The 19,338-nt window shown below is 34.4% G+C and carries 17 protein-coding genes and 1 pseudogene; 6 read left to right on the top strand and 12 right to left on the bottom strand.

Features of this window, described 5'->3' with window-relative positions; genetic code table 11:
- Positions 1-70: 70 nt before the first annotated feature.
- Positions 71-1,033 (bottom strand): annotated as a pseudogene (locus tag MKY13_RS06775) (arsenic resistance protein).
- A gap of 135 nt (positions 1,034-1,168) precedes the next feature.
- Here MKY13_RS06775 and MKY13_RS06770 point away from each other — a divergent pair.
- A complete protein-coding gene (locus tag MKY13_RS06770; protein WP_339215925.1) occupies positions 1,169-1,894 on the top strand; it encodes a MerR family transcriptional regulator in 726 nt (241 codons plus the stop codon).
- A 492-nt stretch (positions 1,895-2,386) separates the two neighbouring features.
- Here the strand turns inward: MKY13_RS06770 and MKY13_RS06765 are convergent, their stop codons facing one another.
- From MKY13_RS06765 to MKY13_RS06755, 3 genes are all read right to left on the bottom strand, one after another.
- A complete protein-coding gene (locus MKY13_RS06765) occupies positions 2,387-2,800 on the bottom strand; it encodes a protein-disulfide isomerase (protein ID WP_339215923.1) in 414 nt (137 codons plus the stop codon).
- Positions 2,801-2,883: 83 nt separating this feature from the next.
- Entirely contained in the window at positions 2,884-4,917 is a 2,034-nt protein-coding gene (locus tag MKY13_RS06760) for an ATP-binding domain-containing protein (RefSeq protein ID WP_339215921.1), read from the bottom strand.
- Positions 4,918-5,263: 346 nt separating this feature from the next.
- Positions 5,264-6,514, bottom strand: a complete 1,251-nt coding sequence (locus tag MKY13_RS06755) for a helix-turn-helix transcriptional regulator (protein ID WP_339215919.1) — start codon at positions 6,512-6,514, stop codon at positions 5,264-5,266.
- Positions 6,515-6,707: 193 nt separating this feature from the next.
- Here MKY13_RS06755 and MKY13_RS06750 point away from each other — a divergent pair, with 193 nt between their 5' ends.
- From MKY13_RS06750 to MKY13_RS06740, 3 genes are all read left to right on the top strand, one after another.
- A complete protein-coding gene (locus tag MKY13_RS06750; RefSeq protein ID WP_339215917.1) occupies positions 6,708-8,003 on the top strand; it encodes an MFS transporter in 1,296 nt (431 codons plus the stop codon).
- A gap of 199 nt (positions 8,004-8,202) precedes the next feature.
- On the top strand, positions 8,203-8,778 hold the full coding sequence (locus tag MKY13_RS06745) for a hypothetical protein (RefSeq protein WP_191699323.1): 576 nt from the start codon (positions 8,203-8,205) through the stop codon (positions 8,776-8,778).
- Between the two features lies 1 nt (position 8,779).
- Positions 8,780-9,943 carry a hypothetical protein gene (locus MKY13_RS06740; protein WP_339215915.1) on the top strand — a complete coding sequence of 388 codons (1,164 nt, stop codon included), beginning with the start codon at positions 8,780-8,782 and terminating at the stop codon, positions 9,941-9,943.
- 411 nt (positions 9,944-10,354) lie between these two features.
- Here MKY13_RS06740 and MKY13_RS06735 read toward each other — a convergent pair whose 3' ends face one another.
- The 3 genes from MKY13_RS06735 to MKY13_RS06725 form a co-directional block, all read right to left on the bottom strand.
- Positions 10,355-10,564, bottom strand: a complete 210-nt coding sequence (locus MKY13_RS06735) for a hypothetical protein (RefSeq protein ID WP_191699325.1) — start codon at positions 10,562-10,564, stop codon at positions 10,355-10,357.
- A gap of 52 nt (positions 10,565-10,616) precedes the next feature.
- Positions 10,617-10,949 carry a redox protein gene (locus MKY13_RS06730; protein WP_191699326.1) on the bottom strand — a complete coding sequence of 111 codons (333 nt, stop codon included), beginning with the start codon at positions 10,947-10,949 and terminating at the stop codon, positions 10,617-10,619.
- A 318-nt stretch (positions 10,950-11,267) separates the two neighbouring features.
- Positions 11,268-11,840, bottom strand: a complete 573-nt coding sequence (locus MKY13_RS06725) for a 3D domain-containing protein (RefSeq protein WP_191699327.1) — start codon at positions 11,838-11,840, stop codon at positions 11,268-11,270.
- A gap of 427 nt (positions 11,841-12,267) precedes the next feature.
- Here MKY13_RS06725 and MKY13_RS06720 point away from each other — a divergent pair, with 427 nt between their 5' ends.
- Entirely contained in the window at positions 12,268-13,659 is a 1,392-nt protein-coding gene (locus tag MKY13_RS06720; protein WP_191699328.1) for an MATE family efflux transporter, read from the top strand.
- Between the two features lie 111 nt (positions 13,660-13,770).
- Here MKY13_RS06720 and MKY13_RS06715 read toward each other — a convergent pair whose 3' ends face one another.
- Together MKY13_RS06715 and MKY13_RS06710 are read right to left on the bottom strand one after the other, a co-directional pair.
- Positions 13,771-14,223 (bottom strand): homoserine dehydrogenase, encoded by a 453-nt coding sequence (locus MKY13_RS06715; protein WP_225231143.1) that lies wholly within the window; start codon positions 14,221-14,223, stop codon positions 13,771-13,773.
- A gap of 215 nt (positions 14,224-14,438) precedes the next feature.
- Complete coding sequence (locus tag MKY13_RS06710; protein WP_191699329.1) at positions 14,439-16,661, bottom strand: YcdB/YcdC domain-containing protein; 2,223 nt, start codon at positions 16,659-16,661, stop codon at positions 14,439-14,441.
- 161 nt (positions 16,662-16,822) lie between these two features.
- On the opposite strand from MKY13_RS06710, the gene MKY13_RS06705 reads away from it, so the two are divergent.
- A complete protein-coding gene (locus MKY13_RS06705) occupies positions 16,823-17,014 on the top strand; it encodes a hypothetical protein (RefSeq protein ID WP_191699330.1) in 192 nt (63 codons plus the stop codon).
- Positions 17,015-17,053: 39 nt separating this feature from the next.
- Here the strand turns inward: MKY13_RS06705 and MKY13_RS06700 are convergent, their stop codons facing one another.
- The 3 genes from MKY13_RS06700 to MKY13_RS06690 all read right to left on the bottom strand — a co-directional run bounded on the left by MKY13_RS06700 (position 17,054) and on the right by MKY13_RS06690 (position 19,331).
- Positions 17,054-18,625: a Na/Pi symporter gene (locus MKY13_RS06700; RefSeq protein ID WP_339215911.1), complete on the bottom strand. Its 1,572-nt coding sequence runs from the start codon at positions 18,623-18,625 to the stop codon at positions 17,054-17,056.
- A 123-nt stretch (positions 18,626-18,748) separates the two neighbouring features.
- Positions 18,749-19,003: a hypothetical protein gene (locus MKY13_RS06695; protein WP_318245182.1), complete on the bottom strand. Its 255-nt coding sequence runs from the start codon at positions 19,001-19,003 to the stop codon at positions 18,749-18,751.
- Between the two features lie 70 nt (positions 19,004-19,073).
- Positions 19,074-19,331 (bottom strand): thymidylate synthase, encoded by a 258-nt coding sequence (locus MKY13_RS06690; RefSeq protein WP_191699333.1) that lies wholly within the window; start codon positions 19,329-19,331, stop codon positions 19,074-19,076.
- Positions 19,332-19,338: the final 7 nt, after the last annotated feature.

Genomic DNA, 19,338 nt, shown 5'->3' with positions numbered 1-19,338 from the left:
TTATATGCGATTATACTACACACATTTAAAAGTGGTCGAACTTTCTATACTTTTAAGTAAAAGACTGTTTTTAATCCGGCATTACCACATTCGGGATAACTTTTATATAAATTAGTTCGCCAACTATTTCAACAATGGTTTGAGTAATTATGATTGCAGCGACTAGTATGCTTACTTCGTTTGGCAATGCAAAAGCTAATGGTAATACAACTAGTGAATTACGTGTAGATCCGCTAAAAATTAACGCACGGGTAGTCGGCACATCCAAGTCCATCCATTTTCCAACTATTTTCGAAATAAACGGCATAATAATCATAAACGCGATATAAATTGGGATCACTTTTCCAATCCAGTAAAATTAGCCCGATAGCTTACTAATTTGTGAAGCAACAACAACGAAAAGCGTTATGGCCATAAAAGGCACGGGTAACCATCCTGACAAATGAATTAACCTACTACCAACTTTCGCGCTATACCCCCATTTCTGAATGGCAACCGCTACTATTAACGGCAGCATAATTAACCCGAAAAATGCTTCAGCAAATGGTGTAACTTCTACTAGACTAGTTGCTTCCCTTCCTATAAATAACCATAAGTATAAAGGTAAAAGAAGCATTTGTGAAATGAAAAGAAACGGTGTCGCAGTTAAAATTGCTTTTTCATTTCCTCGGCCAATCGCTGTAAAAACAATCACATAATCAATGCACGGCGTTAACAAAACTAGGTACAGACCTAATAATAGCGGTGGATAATCTGGTACTAATTGAGATAACAACCACACAACGATTGGCACGGCTATGTAATTTACAATACAAAGCGCAAGCATAAATCGCCGGTTTAATAATGACCCCTTCAAAGAATGAAACGGAATTTGCGAAAACATACTATACATTAATATGTCAATAATAATAAAAATCGTACTATCTAACTGAGTTGCTATATTTGGAGCGGTTAGTCCAAATGTTATGGCAACAACTAAAATAAATAAATATAGGAACACTTGATTTGCTTCCAATTTTTCTCTTGAAATCATATTTTAAGCCCCTCTAATTTCAACCCTTTTTACCGGTATAAGTTCTATTTACCGCTTACACTAATCATATCATTATCATTATTATTTGATAAAATAAAGGAAGAGAATTTTGATTACACAGAAGGAAGTTATAGCATGTTAACAAATGAAATTGCAAAAAAAGCGAATGTTCACCCTAATACCGTGCGACTGTATGAAAAGTGGGGCTATATATCTCCTGTTTTTAGAAAACAAAATGGCTATAGAATCTATACTGAAATACATTTGAAGCAAATGTATATTGCCCGGCTGGCATTCAATCAGGAATTTATTCAAAATAATTTACGCAAAATGGCGACAAACATTGTACGGCTTAGTGGACAAGGCAATTTTAAGGAAAGTCGGAAAGCAGCACTTACTTATCTCCAGTTTTTACAGTCAGAGTATGATTACGCTAAAAAGGCTATTCAAATTTCTACTAATATTATGCAAAGTAATACTAGCTCTCCCTTAATTTTTACACATAAAATGGTGGCAAATCATCTTCAGTTAACCGAAGAAACGATTCGGAATTGGGAGCGCAACGGCTTATTCAAAGTGAATCGCGATACACAAAACCGCCGACAATACACGGAAGAAGATGTACAAAAGCTGCTCATTATTCGAACACTTCGAAGTGCTCACTTTTCATTAACGAGTATTCTCCACTTATTTCAGGAAATTGAAGCACTGGAACACGGGGCTGATATTCATACGCTTTTAAACACACCTAAATTTAAAAATGAGTTTTATCATGTTACCGATGAGTTAGAGCTCAATTTAAAACAAGCGATGAAGGATGTGTGCAGCATTATTCACATACTGGATCAGTTACAAACTTGACGCGCATTTTAAAAGCAAAAAAACAGCATCTTGAATCAAAACTGAATCAAGGTGCTGTTTTAAGATACATATATAACTTATATTTCAGACTGTAGCAAATTCTTAAATAGTGTTTGTTTAAAAATTAAATTAACATTGAACCGTTGATTTCCATTCCGGGACCGATGCTTTCCCCGGGCACGGCTCCAGCTAACTAAATTGTGCCTACAACGGCAGGCACAATTTAGTGGATCTTCCGCGCGTGCTTTTCCCGGTGGAGTCACGGTCCCTCCACTCCAATCAACTTATTAATCACTTTAAATATAGTGAGATACAATATCTACGATGACTAGTAATCAAATCAATGAACCTGAACAACTTGAAATAGGATGAGTAAAAAACTTGTTCCTGCTAAGCATCTAGTTAAATTTAATAAAAAGACAAAAGATCTCTGGAGACCTTTTGTCGACAATTTGACTTATATTTATAAGTATGTGTTTTCAGTTATCATTGCTAAATTTCTAATTTATTTCGAATATATTCCATGTTTTCAGAATCGACTATTATATGGTCTTTAAATTTTGTAAATTCTAGTGTAAAATCATCCACTATTATCGTAAATTTATTGTCATTTGTTGTCACTTCTACATTCTCATACTCTTCCATTACCGTACCACCAAGTTCTACACCTTTATTTAAATAAATTTCATCAAGTACACTTTTTTTATCTTTTCCAATTTCTCTACCAATAATCATCATTTTATCGTCTTTAAAATATAGTTGATATCGTCCACTATCAAAAAAATAGCCGTCTAGATCCCTTTCATGAGCATCTAAATCTGATGCATAGTTATTTTCTTCTGAACATCCAACAGCTAGTAATACACACATAATTATTAAACTAAAAAATGAAACACTCTTCTTCATTAATCACACCACCTAATTTTTACTTTTTTATACGTATTTTCCATATAAAAAGTTTCAATTTAAGGCTATATACTAAATTTCCCCTAAGCTCTATCGCTTCTCAGCAATTTTGAAGGATTAGAATGATCTATTAGCATCGTTAATTCATGCATTGCTCTTGTAGTCGCAATATATAAAAGTCCTTGGTCAAAGTCCGTTGCATATCGCCCGGCATCGACCAATGGCACAATAACATAATCAAATTCCAGACCTTTCGCATACTGAATCGTCGTTAAAAGGACACCTGTTTCAAACTTCTCTGTATGCCCATCCAAAATATAAAATGGCACGGTCATCCGTTCTTTTATAAATTGTAAATCCGCCTCTGTTTTGCAAATAATCGCTGTTGTTCTCCAATGATTTGTTAGCTTTTCCTGCAAAATCCCCATCATGTCATCAATTGAACGATAGATGATTTCCTCTGGCTCTTTTCCATGTCTTGCAATCGGATCAAGTTCCCCGGTACGCATAAATTTTTTCGCATACATGCCAATCTCATAGGAAGAACGATACGTTGTTGTCAGTTCCACATACTCTAATTTTGGTAGTATCTCCTGAAATGCTTCTTTTGAAATTGTTTCGTATGGGAGTAACGCCTGGCTAAAGTCGCCAATAATTGTTCGCTTACATTCAAAGACCTTAGCCAACACCGCATATTGAATCGGGGTATAATCTTGCATTTCATCCAATACGAAATGCTGTACTAATTCGTATGTTTTGATCCCTTTAAAATAAAGCTGAACATAAAGATAAGGATATACATCATTAAATTCAAAGTTTTTCTTGGCAAACTTAAATGCGTTTTCGTCTAATGCTTTAATAAACACTTTATAAATTTCAAATGGATTTTTATACAAAAGTCGTTTTGTTAATCGATTTTTAATTTCACTTTTACTTGGTAACTTTCCTTCCCCGCCTCTTTTAGACTTTAACACTTGAATAATATCATCGACCATTAACTCAATCCTCGTAACAACGGGCTCATTGCGATACTGATTGAAGCGCTGCTGTAAATAGTCGGCTTCAAATATAACATCAGCAATGGAAATTGCTTCATTTTTTAAGAGCCTGCTATTTAAATCCGATAAAAAATTCTGAAGTCGCTTAACAAATGCATAATTGGCTTTTTGCTTTGCCCGCTGTGCTAATGGTCCAGTCGGGTTTGATAGTATTTCCTTCATTTCAGTTTCAAAAGGTGTAAAAGTTACTGCTGCAGGTAATAAATTCACCGTTAACTCATCAATCGTAAATGAGCGAATCGGCTGTTCGCCAAGCTCTGGTAAGACAGAAGAAATATAGTCACCAAACACTTTATTCGGTGACAAGATAAATATTCGTTCTGCTCTTAATGTATCGCGGTACTTATATAAATAATAGGCGATACGGTGAAGAGCAACAGCCGTTTTCCCTGAACCAGCAACCCCTTGAATAATCATGTTATAGGCCGATTCGTTACGGACAATTTTGTTCTGCTCACGCTGGATAGAAGTGACAATTGTTTTCATCTTGTCGTTTGCCTGCTCATTTAACGTTTGCTGTAATACTTCATCTTGAATTGTTAATGAGCTGTCGATTACATACTGAATTTGTGAGTTTTCAATTTTGATTTGACGTTTATTTATTATATTCCCATCAAAACGTCGCTCCATTGCTTCATAGTATGCTAGTCCTAGTTCAAACTCATAGTACATATTGCAAACCGGTGCGCGCCAATCATAAATTAAATTCGTTCCTTCTTCATCCCTAAAACCATATCGTCCAATATAAAACGGTTCGGCATCTTCTAAGGACTCCCCTTCATATACAAAGTCAAAGCGTCCAAAATATGGTGAATAAATTAGCTTCTTTACTTGCTCGAGCTCCATAACTTGAGCATAACCTTGCTTATCAATCATGCTCAATGTTTGTTGATAGTCGTACACTTCAAATTTATCAAGTTCACTTTTATAATCAATCATATATTTTTGTAAATCTTTATAGCTTTTATCTTGTACCTTTACTTCATTATTTAACTTTTGGTAAGCTTTTTTTAAGCTGGATAATGTATCATTAAAATACGGCAGTTCTTTTTCTTTCATTAGCAATACCCCCATTTTTCACACAGTGCCATCTAGTATATCAACATATTTTTGGCTGGTGTTTAAGTGGAGGGTTTATAATTATAAAAGATTTCTGCACTTGATTATCAGCTGCTGAAAAGTGCTAATATATTTTCTGTTTTCTAATAAACTTGTGCGAAGTGCTAATAAACTGCTGAAATGTTCAAATATCACTCAGAAATGTGCTAATATCCAGACCAAAGTTTCTAATATCAGAGTTAAATATTCTAATAAAACCTCGGATGGTGAGCACCCTTCACTTATAGAGACTTGAAAACGAAAAAAGAAGGCTGTCCGAAATCGAATTTCAGGTAGCCTCCTTGTTCTATTCCATTATTGTTTTATGCGCATCAAGTATAAATTGAATTTCTTTCGTTATTTTAAAATCCTTTACACCATCCGTTGCGTATAAAATATCACGTTTTGCATTTTCCTTGTCACCAAGCATAAATTGGCACAGCGCACGCACTGCAAACGAACGATACATAATAGCCAAATCGATAGGATGCTGATTCCTACCAAGAATTTTGATATCCTTTAAATAAGTTAATGCTTCTTTATAACGACCGAGCATGTAATTAGCATACGCGTATTCCCCATTAAAGAAGAAATCTGCATCATAATAAATGTCTTCTAGTATATCAACTCGTTCGAATCGGGTTGCGATTGTTTTTTCATAATCCTTTTCAATTTGATTTGTATAGGTCAGCGTAAGAATCTGCTCCATCACGGTCTCAGCTGGCTCTTCCATGATCTCGACAAAGGCGCGCATCTTTTTCAAATAATAAAATGCCTTTTCTCCTTCTTCTTTTGAACAGTGAATAAAAAATAAAAATCGGTAAAATTCATTTAACCGGTAAAAGATTTTTTTCTCTTTAGAAAGAATAAAGGCCTTTTCAATATAGTGCTCAACCTGCGCATCATCATTTATCGCTGCAGACATCACCGTTATATTATAGTATAAATCTAATTTTTCTATGTCATCAATTAAATCCCCGTATTTATCAATATACTTCTCCCCTTCAAATAAATAGTGAAGAGCTTCCATATAATTCCGGTCCAAAAACTTAATACCTGCCATTCGATCAAATATCGTTAAAATTTTTGAATAAGCATGTACTTGTTCATACATTTGTACCAATTTTACAAAAGGCTTTTCAGATAAATCTATCTTTGCATGGTATCGCATTGATAAATAAGCATCATAAATACGAACTTCCTCAAAGGTCGTCCCCTTTAAACTGCCATTATCAACAAATGGCAAAATCGTATCATACAATTCGATTACTTTTTCGTTAAATTTCTTTTCATTATATTCTTTAAAAAGAGCTAAGCGCTTTTTTTCAACATCCTGATAAAGTTCTTTAATTTGGTGATGATTCTCTGTTTGCATAAGCTCTGACACGTCAATATTTAGCTGCTTTGCAATATGTTGCAGACTTTCCATGGACGGTTGGGCTTTCCCATTTTCAATTAAGCTTAGCATCCCTTTTGTAATTCGGTCCCCTGCTACTTGTGCAAGTGTCATTTTCCGCTCTTTTCGAAGTTCTTTTATTTTAGCTCCAATATTTAACACAACCTCACCTCATACAATACATTTTAACAAACCATATAACAAAATGAAAATAATTTAAATAAAATTAAACAAACTCAACATATAATCAAAAAATTATTTTTATTTTTTTAAATTAAATTAAACTTTTATTTTGCAAAAAGAAAATCCATCTCATATAATAAGTTTAATAAAATTAAACAAAGGGGTTTTGAAAATGACGGAGCAATTAAAATTAAAAAAAGCAACCTATAATTTATACACTTTTTTTATTAGTAAAATGATTGGTTCACTTGGAGGAAGTGTTTACAGCTTTGGATTAAGTATGTATATCTTATCGTTAACTGGATCTTCATTAAGCTTTGCGACAGTAATTGTTTTGAGTTTTTTGCCACGCATCATTTTATCACCGGTTGCGGGCGTTCTTGGAGATCGCCTACCACGAAAATGGCTCGTACTTGGGGGGCAAGCTGGTGTCATTTTGACAATAAGTACTTTGTTGCTTTACACACATGAATTTGGATTATCATTACCGGCCATTTATATTACGACTTTCTTTAACGGGATTTTCCTGACATTTTCAAGTGTTTCATTTTCTGCATCCATTGCGAATATGGTTGATGAGGCTAGACTTCAAAGGGCGATGAGCTTTAACCAATTATCCTTCTCAATTTCCGGCATTGCTGGTCCAATTTTAGGTGGCGTATTATTCGGGTTTGTTTCAATGGAAATGTTTTTAATGATCTTTATTGGTGCAGCTATTATTACACTAACTTTGGAATCGACAATGAATTTTACTCTTTATAAGAAAGAGCGTACGACGACAGAAGAATCACCAAAAGAATCGATGTTGGAAAGTTTGAAATCAGGCTTCCGATATGTAAACAAAAAACCGATTATTAAAGCAATTTTATGGACAGCACTTTGGCTAAATTTATTTTTCACAGCAATTAACGTTGGTGGAGATTTCATTTTATTAACAATCCTTCATTTAGATCCAAAGTTAATCGGTCTGACAGAAGCAGGCGCAGCAGTAGGTGTATTCGTTACATCGATCTATTTTGCTTCTCGCTCAAATGTTAAATTCCCTTTATTAATCGTTAAACGCTCAACTTTTGCAATGTCGGTTGTCGTAATTGCAGCAGCATTACCGCTTATTATTCAGTTTTCAACTATGATGAATTTCATTTATTATTTCATCATTATGCTCTTTTTTGGTTCACTTGGGGTAATTACAAACACTCCAATTGGTGTTATTATGCAAACTTCAATTGATGAGGAATATCGAGGACGTGTATTTGGCATTATCGAGATGATGGCTACTGCCGCTATGCCAATCGGTACACTTGGATTTGGAATATTATATGACATCATTCCAGCACAATATATTTTACTATTCAGCGGAACTGTTTTAATAGCAATTGTTTTAATTCTATTACGACGCTCAATTATTGAAATGGCCCATCCTGAGTTAAAAGCAGAAAGAGTAGAAGTGGAAGCAGTACCAGAGTAAGAACTAAATTAATGATAAAATAAGATTATTTTATTATTGCTTACTATAATCAAATAATAATTTTATAAAATTAGAGCTACTTTTTTAAGTAGTTCTTTTTATATTTTTGCTAAAAAATATAAAAATTTGATATTTTTATGTTTAATCTGTATAATATTACCATGAATTGATTCATTTTTTTAAGGAGCTGAGTTTAAACATGAAAATTACTAGTTATTATGTTGCTAGCATTACTAAAAAAAATGAATTTCAGGAATTACTGTTAAACAACAAATTTTTAGCTGTGCAATTGGAAGATTATAAACACGGGTATGCTTTTTATTATCAGTTGGTTTTTAATTTATATACTTTTTTAACGACGGATAGTGAAAAGTTATTAATGGATGATACTATTCGTTTAGACTATCCCTTTCAATCTTATATACATGAATTAATGATTAAGCAAACTGAACTTCTTAAGGTCAAACAGATAAAAAGTAATAATCATTTAATCTGTTTATTAATCGCTATTAACATTAAAAATAATTTAAAATCTGATCTACATAAAATTTCAAATGATATGGGTCTACAGTCTGAGTTGCCCCTTGAAATCATTAACTTTTATGTAAACACTCTTAATGACACACCAGAAGAACATACGGTCAATCAGATTCATAGACAATTTTTAAATCGATTAAAGGAACATGTTTTAGTCAGTACTTATTTCAATAAAATTATTAAAGATTCTATAGATTATTCAAAACGTTATTACAATCTACTGTTAAAGGAGTTTTAACATGTATAACTCTACCAATTCAATATTGGAAAATAACGAATATTTGTCTATCGAGTATTCTTTAAAGACGAGTATAAAACAATTCAAAACGTATTATGCTAAAAAGCAATTTGATGAAGCCTTTGAACAACTTCAGTTTATATTATCCATCATTGAAAGATGCGATAATCCAGTGCTTATTACAGAAGCATTAATTTGCTGCGTTAAATTTGCCTCTATTATATCGACCATTCCGCAAAGCGACATATTTATTCAATCTATTATTGCTTCTATAAATCCAGATAACAATCCTCAAAATCTATCGATGTGCTACTATTTATTAAGTATCCGGTCTCTTGAAGTCAAAAATGTTACTGAAGCTATTCAATATGCTAAAAGTGCATATTTCCATTCATTGGAAATCCCTGGTGACCGTCTATTTTATGAATGTAATGCACAGTTGCAACTTGTTACCTCTTTATTGGAAAATGATGACATTACCCATGCCGAAAAATATATTGAACAATTTAACTGGTATATAGAAAATTGTAAAAATGATGCCGATATTGTTTTTGTCCACTCAATACAAGCAAGCAAAAATTTTTTACAACAAAATTTTGAAATGGCTGTTTTCTCAATGATGTCCTTATTAAAAAAATTTAATGAATCCAATGAAGTTATGTACACATCATTTTTAGCACGGCATTTTTACCGTATTATTAGCAAACATCCCGATTCGAAAATACTTTTTAAAGATTTGATCATTCTTTGTGAGAAAATAATTAATCGCCAAAATCAATTTTTGCCTATGGATTTAAATATCACCCAGCATGTTGTTATATATAATTCCAAGCAGTTTTACGGACGCGCGATTGAAATTGTTGATTTGCATGTGGATCAAACGGCCACTATTGTCATGTCAAAGTATAAACTAAAAAGTGGAATGAATTTAAATAGATTGTTAAATATCATAAATTTTGAAACAAGAGGAAATCAACTGATTATCTATCCATATTGCGATGAAAAATTTCTACTGATCACAACGGAATCCTTTAAAAAGCAACTTGAAACGAATATGCTTTCAAAAAATAATGTTTCACTTATTGCTTCTGTTGCGAATACTCCAAAAAATAATTTTTATGAAATGTATAATGAACTTAACTTAAAAATAATAAGCCAAACGTAATCCCTACTAAAAACCGCCTAATCGCATTGATAGGCGGTTTTTAGTAGGGATTAGCAGGAAAAAGTTGTTCATGTTCATTGATTTGAATTGATGACTAGTCATCGTAAATATCCTATCTCACTTTATTTAAAGCGATGAATAAGTTGATTGTAATAGAGGGACCGTGACTCCACCGGGAAAAGCGCGTGCGGAAGATCCACTAAATTGTGCCTGCCGTTGTAGGCACAATTTAGTTAGCTGGAGCCGTGCCCGGGGAAAGCTTCGGTCCCGGAATGGAGATCAACGGTGTTCATTAGTTAACTTTATTTTAATAAAAAAGACTGTAGGCAATCCCGAATTTCTTCGAGTTTATCTACAGTTTGAAACCGCCTATCGTATTAATAGGCGGTTTTTTACAGGCAATTTATTCTATTAGCGAGATTCCTTTGGTGGTTGGCATACTTCGCATTTTTGCTGTTTGTTTTCTTTAAACTTTTTCCATGGCTTTTGGAACGTGTTCCCGCAAGCGCACTCGAAATCTAGCTTTTGTGAAAACCCTTGGAATTCTGTTGATAATAATTTTGTATCTGTATTCTTTTCTACGTATTCACGAATTGAATGGATTGTCCATTTCTTTGACATTATTTACACCTCCACAAGCTCTTTATTATAGCATGAAAGTATCCGTTTGCCTTTAATTAAATAGCCAATCGAAGACAAATCCAATACCTTTAAAGGCAAAATATAAAAAAAGTATGCCCAATACAACAAAGCCTAAGCAGCTAAATATCCCAGAGAATAAAAACAACTTAATATTTGGCCCTTTACGATTTCCCCATTCCTCTTTCTTATCACTCATCACATAATTGATTGTGTCACAGTGAGGACATTTTTTTATATATGTCCGTTTTCGTTGCTTCTTACCATTAAATATTTGAATTTCGGACGAAAATTGATCCGTTGCAAAATCAATGATAAACGGTTCATGACAATTGCTACAATTAACATTAACCTTTTTAGCCTCCATTTTAACAACTCCTTACGTTACCTTTTTCCATTCTACCTTGTCTGCTGAGCTAGAAAAGTTAATCCCGATTAAATAAATACTTTCTTGAATCTGCTTCTATGCGACGTTCGCAATCATCGCAGGAAAACTTCCTTCGGCGATTTTCTTTATATTGTTGGTATTTTTTAGTACCTTCCACTAATTTATATAATTTACCGCAATAACGGCAAGTTGTTTCATAATAAAACATATCGAACTCATTCCTTTCAATAAAATCACACTTTTTATTATAGTTCAAAACAAAAAACCTATTGCGGTATTTTCGCAATAGGTTTCAATTTATGATTTCAAGACTTTTACAGTGACTTTTTTACGGCCCCATTGGTTAGCATTCGATTTCTTATTCATAAAGAGATCGATTTTGTTTCCTTTAATTGCTCCGCCAATGTCACCCGCAACAGCAATTCCATAACCTTCAACCCATACTTTAGAACCGAGTGGAATGATTTTTGGATCTACGGCAATAACTTTTAAGCCTGGATTTTTACGTAAATTCAAACCTGTTTTAGTTATACCTGAACAGCCTTTACAGTATGCTGTGTAAGCAGTAGCTGTCATTCTAATTGTCTTTTTAACATTACCTGGGTCTGTTGCTGATTTTTTAGTATCCTTTTTTACAGCAGTTTTATTTTGAATATGGCTAGGTAGCTTAATGACTTGCTTTATTTGAATTTTAGTTGTCTCTAAATCGTTTAGCTTCATCAGCTCTTTTACCGTAGTATCATATTTCTTGGCAAGCACTGTTAAGTTCTCGCCTTTTTTAATTGTATGTGTAGCAGCCTGTGACGTTCCAACAAAAATAAATGTACTTGCGATCATAACCGCAAATAATGATAAAACTTTCTTGATCATACTTGAATATTTCCCTCCAGATAGTTGTCGTGAATAATCTTTTTGAATCAACTTTACTAGCATAACCGCGAAATATTTCACTGAGATGACATCTCGGCACCACAGACATTACAATTTGATTACAGGGAGTCGATTTTTGTCGACTAATTATTACGAATAACTGAATAAATCAATTTTTTAATATCCACCAGTAATTTTATTTATCTGTAAAAAAATAGACACAATTTAAACGAGGCAATATTTGCTCGATTTAATATTTTCAATCTCGAAACGCCATAATTTTTCTATAATTTGCCTTTATCAATTAAAGAGATGATAAAAAGTTACCAATATCACTAAATTAATCTAGTTATTCAAACTACCTTACCTAATTCTTTTGTGCTAAGATATTTTTTGTTTTGATAATCTATATGAAAGAGTGAAGTTTTTGTCACATAATACAAAAGATTTAAGTTTATTCAAGTTAACTTGGCCATTATTTTTAGAGTTGTTTCTATTTATGCTCATGGGTTTGGCTGATACGTTCATGTTAAGTGCTGTATCTGATGATGCGGTAGCCGGGGTAGGAACAGCTAATCAATATATTCAAATTGCCATCCTTTTATTAGGTGTGATCGGTACGGGGGCTTCCATTGTCGTTTCTCAATATTTAGGCTCTCGCTTACTGGCTGAAGCATCAAAAATTGCTGCTTTATCTGTATCACTTAATTTAATTGTTGGGCTTATAATAAGTGGATTGTTTATATTGTTTTCAGATGCAATTATGAAAATGATGAATTTACAAGGTGCCGTATTGGAAGCAGCACAAAACTATTTAGTAATTGTTGGGGGCTTTATATTTGTTCAAGCATTAATTACTTCCATGTCGTCCATCATTCGCGTTCAAGGCTGGACGAAACAAACGATGTATGTCTCTCTTGGAATGAATGTAGTGCACGTAATTTTAAACTATATTTTGATTTTCGGTAAATTCGGTATACCAGAGCTTGGTGTAGAAGGTGCCGCTATTTCTTCGGTTATCAGTCGTGTATTAGCAGCAATCGTATTTTTCTGGCTTTTATATCAGGCATTAGAAGTCCGCATTGAACTAGCTGACTACTATCGTCTGTCCAAGAACTATATTTCGAAAATATTAAAAATCGGTATTCCATCTGCCCTTGAGCAGGTTCTTTATCAAACAAACCAAATAGTCCTCCTCTTTTTCGTGACTTTTTTAGGTGCAGAGGCATTGTCAGCGCGTCAATATGCCGTCAATATTTCCATGTTCACCTATCTTTTCGCATTAGCGATTGGTATGGGGACGGCCATTATCGTTGGACGTTCTGTAGGTGCAGGTGAAAAAGATCTTGCTTATAAAAATGTTTGGTTTAGTGTCAAATCTGCGCTAATTTTCACTTTAGCAATGGTAGCGATTATCACAGTTTTTAGAGAACCTCTCATGCGTATCTTTACAGATAACGAAGAGATTGTACGTATAGGAGCGAGCGTCTTACTATTAAGTGTCTTATTGGAAACAGGGCGTTCAATAAATATTACTATTATTAACTCTTTACGTGCTTCAGGTGATGCTTCTTACCCAGTTCGAGTAGGATTTATTTCAATGATCGTGATCGGTTTATCGCTTGGCTATTTCTTTGTATTCGTACTGGATTTAGGACTTGTCGGTGTATGGCTTGCGATTGCCTGTGATGAATGGATTCGTGCCATTTTAATGATTTTCCGTTGGCGCAGTCGAAAATGGGAACGCTACGCCATAGTGGAACAACAATACGATGTGCCTCAACCCATTACAAAGCCTGAAGCAGTTCAAACTTCATAAGAGGATACCACCTCACCACATTTTTTAATAAAACAAAAAAGAGAAATTGCACCGTTGAAGTGCAATTTCTCTTTTTACGTGAACTGGAACTACTCATGCTCCAGCTTTTATCTATTTTGCTGTTTCTTCTGTTGTTTCTTCTGTTGTTTCTTCTGTTGTTTCTACTGCTGTTTTATCTTCTTGCTCTTCTTGACCTTCTAGTAGTTCTGCCGCTTCTTTTTCAGCTGCTTCTTCCGCAGCACGACGTTTCGATTCTTCAGCTGCTTTTTTTGCAGCTTCTTCGATCGGTTTATTGACAACTCCTAGGCACCATACAAATTCTTCCCAAGCCATGTTCCAGCCTTTGAATACTTCTTCCGAGTCATCCCATTTTACAGAATAAGCTATACCGTCTTCTGTTTTAATAATGGACAACGTTAAATCCGCTCCAACGCGGTCGCTTACTAGTTTGATTTTTCCTTCTTCATCAAATCGTTCGTCGATATTATCCTTCTCTGTAAATGCACGGCTTTGAGCAATTTCAAGTAATGTATTGCTATGAACTCGATATTTGTTTTTTTGCATGTATTTTCCCAACTTCCATCTTTTAATTCTTTACTTTAACTATATTACAACGTTTCTAAAAAATTATCGCGATTTTTTTCAGAATAAGCGCTTTTTATTATATTATCACAAAATCCTATGCTTAAACACTATTGATTACATAAAACAGAACGTATATTCCTATATTAATCTAAAAACCCCGTGAAGTGTTTAAACTTCACGGGATAAAGGATTATTTAATAATAATACATGCCGCTATTTCTTTTTTCAGCTATTTCATAGGCTAGCTGGATAATGGATTTCGATAATTCGGCATATGTGACTTCTTTTTTCGGCAAGAACATCGATTGATCTGACTTTTGTAGGCCAAGTGCATTGGAAAGTGCAACATATCCAATTTTATCTGGATCAACATCAGCAGCATCTTTTATCGGTAATTGATAAATATCGCGATGCTTAGCTGCCTGTTCAAGTCCTAGTGTACGAATAAACCATACAGCTAGTTGCTCATTTGTTACCTTTTGATCAATGTTCAGTTCATCTTCATTAGGATTTAAAATACCGATACGAGTCGCATTTTCCACTACTTTATAGTATGGATGATCCGCATCAATTTGTTCAAATGATACAGGAGGCTGCTCCTGGCGATACATATAATAGTCTTCATAGAAATAAGTTATCGATTTAGTAATCATATTTAATGCTTGTCCTTGTGTAATTGCAACATCAGCATTAAATGTTTTCGCATCCTTCACCTCAATAGCACCTGCTTGAATTAAATAATTTAATTCTCTTTCGGCTGTCGGATGACTAACTTTCTCTTTTTCCAATTGTTCATACTGATTAATAATTTGTCCGCTGTTTGCATCGAGCTGATAGTATTCTTGCCCTTTTACTGTCGGGAAATAGACAAGCTCATATTTCCCATCTTCATTTTGCAGGCGGTTATACACTAACTTAACGTCCAATGCTTCCGTGAATATCTTTTTCGCTTCATCATTCGAAATTTTTGCTTCAGCACTTGGCCATTCTTCAATATTTAATGGGTAACGGTAGAAGGATTTTAATTTTCCTTCGTCATCAATAGCTACTGATACGTTATCTCCATTTACAATCAAACCATTTTTAATGCGTGGGAAACTTACATGATGCACTTGTGATTCTTTATCGTATGAAGGATCGGTATTTGCCTTCGCATACTCATGTACAGTAGTTGGAGCAAGTTCCTTCACATATTTTTCTGCTAATTCCATTACTTTCTCTTTACTCAATTTCGGTGTCGTATTTTTTGGTGCCTCTTCTTCATCAAACGGAATTGGACCAAAGAAATCAGAGTACGAAACTAGTTCACCTGTATTTTTATTAAACTCTATCGATGAACCATGTGAACCGTTTCTATATCGATACGAGTATGAAACACTGATCACTGCCTGATCATTTGATTCATATTCATATGCGTGATCGATCGTAAATTTAGTAGTGTTTTCCTGTTGATCAACTAATTGTTTTGCAATTGCTTTCGCCTCTTCAAGCGTAATCGGTGAAGGAGTCTTTAATTGGTTTGGTGCAAGTGGCTGCAATGTAGCATTACTCTGTAGTGAATCAACCTTACCTGAATACGTTGCCCACTGATTCGAAGTTGCATGTAGCCCAATCACATTCGGTGCCGGTAAATAAACCAATTTCACAGAAGGCTTTGATGAATACGGTAAATATTCAATTGTATACTGAAGGCTTAAATTTAATTGCTCCTTCATTTTGTTAATAGCCGCTTCTTTAGAAATAATATTTTTTGATTCTTCAAATGACATTCTCTTTGGCATTGAATTTTGGTAGAAAGATTGAATTTTGCCGTCACCTAAAACACTTACCATCATAGATTGGTCCGGAATTGGTATATTATTTTCGTTTGGAGTAAAAGAAAATGAGTACGTAATTGGCTCTGTAATTAATCTGCTGCCGTAATAATAGCTAGGCACATTATTCGATAAACTGTAATTGCCCGAAGCAGAAACCTTTTTAACGAAATCTTCAGCTATTTTACGCGCTTGATCTTCCGTTATTTTCCCAGGAAATAACGCATCTTTCAAATTGGCAGGATTGAAATAAAAATGTTCTATTTCAAGGTTGTCCCCTTTGAAAGTTACACTTCCACCCTCTGTTTGTTTATTTACTTTTTTATTGAACATTAGCTCATAGCGGATTGTTAAATCGTCTGCATAATGGTGACTCATCGATGACATTTGAAAATCATTGTTAGAGTATGTACTAAACATCTCCGGCAATTTCGTTTTCAAAATTTGAATAAGCTGCTCTTTCGTTACCTGTTCATCAGTCACGGCCACATAAATTGGCACACGTTCCTCTTGTGTTCCGACAGAAGCTTCTGTAATGCCCGGACTAGCAAGTAATCCTAGTGATACAATTGACATACTTAACGCGGTTGTCCATTTTTTCATTTAAAATTCCTCCTTTGTTTTTCTCTATATTATACGCTTAAAATATGGGAATAGTTTCAATATATTGAATAAATTATAAATTCCATCTTTTATCCTATCGTATAATCTATGCCATTGTATTCCTTAATAAGTCATGTTAGAATTTTTCAGAGGTGAATTACGTGAGTATTGTTACAGCTGGATTGTTAATATCTTTTTCTGGCATTATTGTCGTATGTTTAGGTCTATTTGATGTAATTCCCAATTCCACACAAACTTTGAATTATGTATTTATAGGAATCGGCTGGGTATTTATTTTATTAGGGATTGTAGTACGGATTGTTGGAATGAAGCTAGAGAAAAAAATAAAGTGAAAAATTCCGAGTACCAATAATCATGTACTCGGGATTTTTTTATTCGTCATTCACCAATTGGTATTCGGCCATACGAGCGGTTGCACGCCAGTAATGATATATCAGACGGTCAATCCATAGTAAAGCATCAACCTTTGACACTGCTAAATCCAATTGAGTTTCATTTGCTACCGAGCGTTCAAAATATAGAATGCGTTTTTCACGACGTTCTTGCGCTACTTTTTGAGATGTCTCCTCTAAAATGATTGAAATATCCATCAGCTTTTCGTCTTCGCTTAGCCTGTTATTGATAATGGACAGCATTTCCTGCCAATCTAGCATCAATTTTTCTTGTAAATAAAATGCTTCTACATTTTGCTTTTCACGCAAAACTTTTATTAAACGGTGTAAATGATCGAGTGTATGTAAAATTGAGATTAGCTTTAAATGTTCACGTTTTGAGGTGACAAGAATGCTGTCAAGAAACTTCCGGGTAATTTCGAGAGCTTCTTCAACTTTTAGTATTTTTTTTTCATATTCCATCGTCACTTTTTTGGAATCCATTAATAATTGCTGTGCAGTTGTTAGTTCTACCATGATATCACGCATCGTTTTAAACGATACTTCTATTGCTACAGACGGCATTTCTTTTAAACTATCATCCAAATCCTGCGTCAATACGTTTTCACGCTCGGGTACCAACTTTATTAATAAATTGGCAAAGGGCTGAATTAGCGGAATAAAGATCAATGCGCCCAATAAACTGAATAGCGTATGGAAAATCGCAATACCTAATGTTTGGTCAAATTCTCCTGAAATAAGAACAGTCAGCCATTTCGTAAATTGAACAAAATAATTAAATATAATAGTTACAAAGAATGCAGTAATCACGTTAAACAATAAATGTGTAATGGCTGTACGCTTGGCAGAAACAGAAGCTCCTATTGCTGCGAATAAAGCCGTAGCTGTTGTTCCAATGTTTTGCCCAATAACTAAATATGCAGCCTGTTCAAAGTCAATCGCACCTGCAAATAAGGCCGTTAAAGTAGCCGCCATCGCCGCGCTTGATGCTTGCATAATAACGGTCATGACAATACCAATTATGATGAGCAGAAAAATGGATATGAACGAATCTGCCGGAATCGAGTCAAAGGCAATTAAATCCTGGGCAGAACCCATCCCTTGCTGAAGTGTATCAATTCCTAAAAACAGTAAACCAAAACCAGCAACAACATTCCCGAACCGCTTCACATCCTGAGGTGCGATTAATGACATAAATACACCGATGCCGATAATTGGTAAGGCCATCGTTTGCAAACTAATTTTAAAACCGATAAGCGAAATTAGCCAACCGGTACTCGTACTTCCTATATTAGCCCCTATTATGACACCAATTGATTGAATGAACGTCAGCAACCCGGCACTTACAAATCCAATCGTCAATAATGTTGTAGCCGTCGAGGATTGAATGAGCATAGTCATGACTGCACCGGACACTACTGCACTAATACGGCCCTTTGTAAATGTATTAAGCCATCTTTTTAAAGCATCCCCAGCAATTTCCTTCAGTCCGTTGGTTAGCATTGTCATTCCGAGTAAAAATAAACCGACACCGCCAAAAATCGTAAGCATTCTATCACCACCAAATTGAAGTCCTCATTAAAAAGTAATCGTAACACTTAATACCCGAAATATTAAGAATAATTTTACAATTTAGATGGAAACAGTTTTATGAAAGTGTAAATTTAATGAACTTTAATATAGTTCCTGCTCAAGTAAATAATATTTTTCCCCGTAAATCGTTACCTCATATGTTATTGCGCCATTTTCGCTAATTTGAATATTTGTTATTTCGCCACCTTTATTTATTATATGCGGTTCATAGTACTTTCGATAATGGTGTGTCTCACTATCAATGTGTTCTTCTATCAGTTTTACCTTTACATGATCCATAAGCTGAAACTTTAGCTCATATTGTTCCTGCTCAACTTCAAATAAATTTAACTGCACCAAAAAAATCACCTGCCACAATGTACTAAAAAATACATTCGACAGATGATTTCCATTTCCTTTATTATTTTTAAATATTTATATCAAGTGGTTTCGGCAGGACCGTTTCGTTCTTTTTTTGCTCTGGTTTTAAATAAATTACAAGCTCCTGCTGGTAAGTCCCATCTTCCAGCAAATAATGGTCGAGTGTATGGCTGTCATATTGATATATGCCAAATGGAAATGATACACTGTCTCCTTTTACTGCCGCAAGTAGACCAGCAATATCATTACTTACCATTTGCAGCACTTCTTCAGCCGTCTCTGTTAATACAAACACTACATTCATCTTTCTA

The organism is Solibacillus sp. FSL W8-0372 (assembly GCF_037969735.1).
Classification (GTDB): domain Bacteria; phylum Bacillota; class Bacilli; order Bacillales_A; family Planococcaceae; genus Solibacillus; species Solibacillus faecavium.
The sequence above is the reverse complement of the archived record's forward strand: the minus strand, read 5'-3'. Positions and strand labels throughout refer to the sequence as shown.

What these genes read in the sequence shown, in the direction of transcription:
- MKY13_RS06770 (WP_339215925.1), top strand. Translation starts at nt 1,169, where the DNA reads ATGTTAACAAATGAAATTGCAAAAAAAGCGAATGTTCACCCTAATACC.
- MKY13_RS06765 (WP_339215923.1), bottom strand. Translation starts at nt 2,800, where the DNA reads ATGAAGAAGAGTGTTTCATTTTTTAGTTTAATAATTATGTGTGTATTA.
- MKY13_RS06760 (WP_339215921.1), bottom strand. Translation starts at nt 4,917, where the DNA reads ATGAAAGAAAAAGAACTGCCGTATTTTAATGATACATTATCCAGCTTA.
- MKY13_RS06750 (WP_339215917.1), top strand. Translation starts at nt 6,708, where the DNA reads ATGACGGAGCAATTAAAATTAAAAAAAGCAACCTATAATTTATACACT.
- MKY13_RS06745 (WP_191699323.1), top strand. Translation starts at nt 8,203, where the DNA reads ATGAAAATTACTAGTTATTATGTTGCTAGCATTACTAAAAAAAATGAA.
- MKY13_RS06740 (WP_339215915.1), top strand. Translation starts at nt 8,780, where the DNA reads ATGTATAACTCTACCAATTCAATATTGGAAAATAACGAATATTTGTCT.
- MKY13_RS06735 (WP_191699325.1), bottom strand. Translation starts at nt 10,564, where the DNA reads ATGTCAAAGAAATGGACAATCCATTCAATTCGTGAATACGTAGAAAAG.
- MKY13_RS06730 (WP_191699326.1), bottom strand. Translation starts at nt 10,949, where the DNA reads ATGGAGGCTAAAAAGGTTAATGTTAATTGTAGCAATTGTCATGAACCG.
- MKY13_RS06725 (WP_191699327.1), bottom strand. Translation starts at nt 11,840, where the DNA reads ATGATCAAGAAAGTTTTATCATTATTTGCGGTTATGATCGCAAGTACA.
- MKY13_RS06715 (WP_225231143.1), bottom strand. Translation starts at nt 14,223, where the DNA reads ATGCAAAAAAACAAATATCGAGTTCATAGCAATACATTACTTGAAATT.
- MKY13_RS06710 (WP_191699329.1), bottom strand. Translation starts at nt 16,661, where the DNA reads ATGAAAAAATGGACAACCGCGTTAAGTATGTCAATTGTATCACTAGGA.
- MKY13_RS06700 (WP_339215911.1), bottom strand. Translation starts at nt 18,625, where the DNA reads ATGCTTACGATTTTTGGCGGTGTCGGTTTATTTTTACTCGGAATGACA.
- MKY13_RS06690 (WP_191699333.1), bottom strand. Translation starts at nt 19,331, where the DNA reads ATGAATGTAGTGTTTGTATTAACAGAGACGGCTGAAGAAGTGCTGCAA.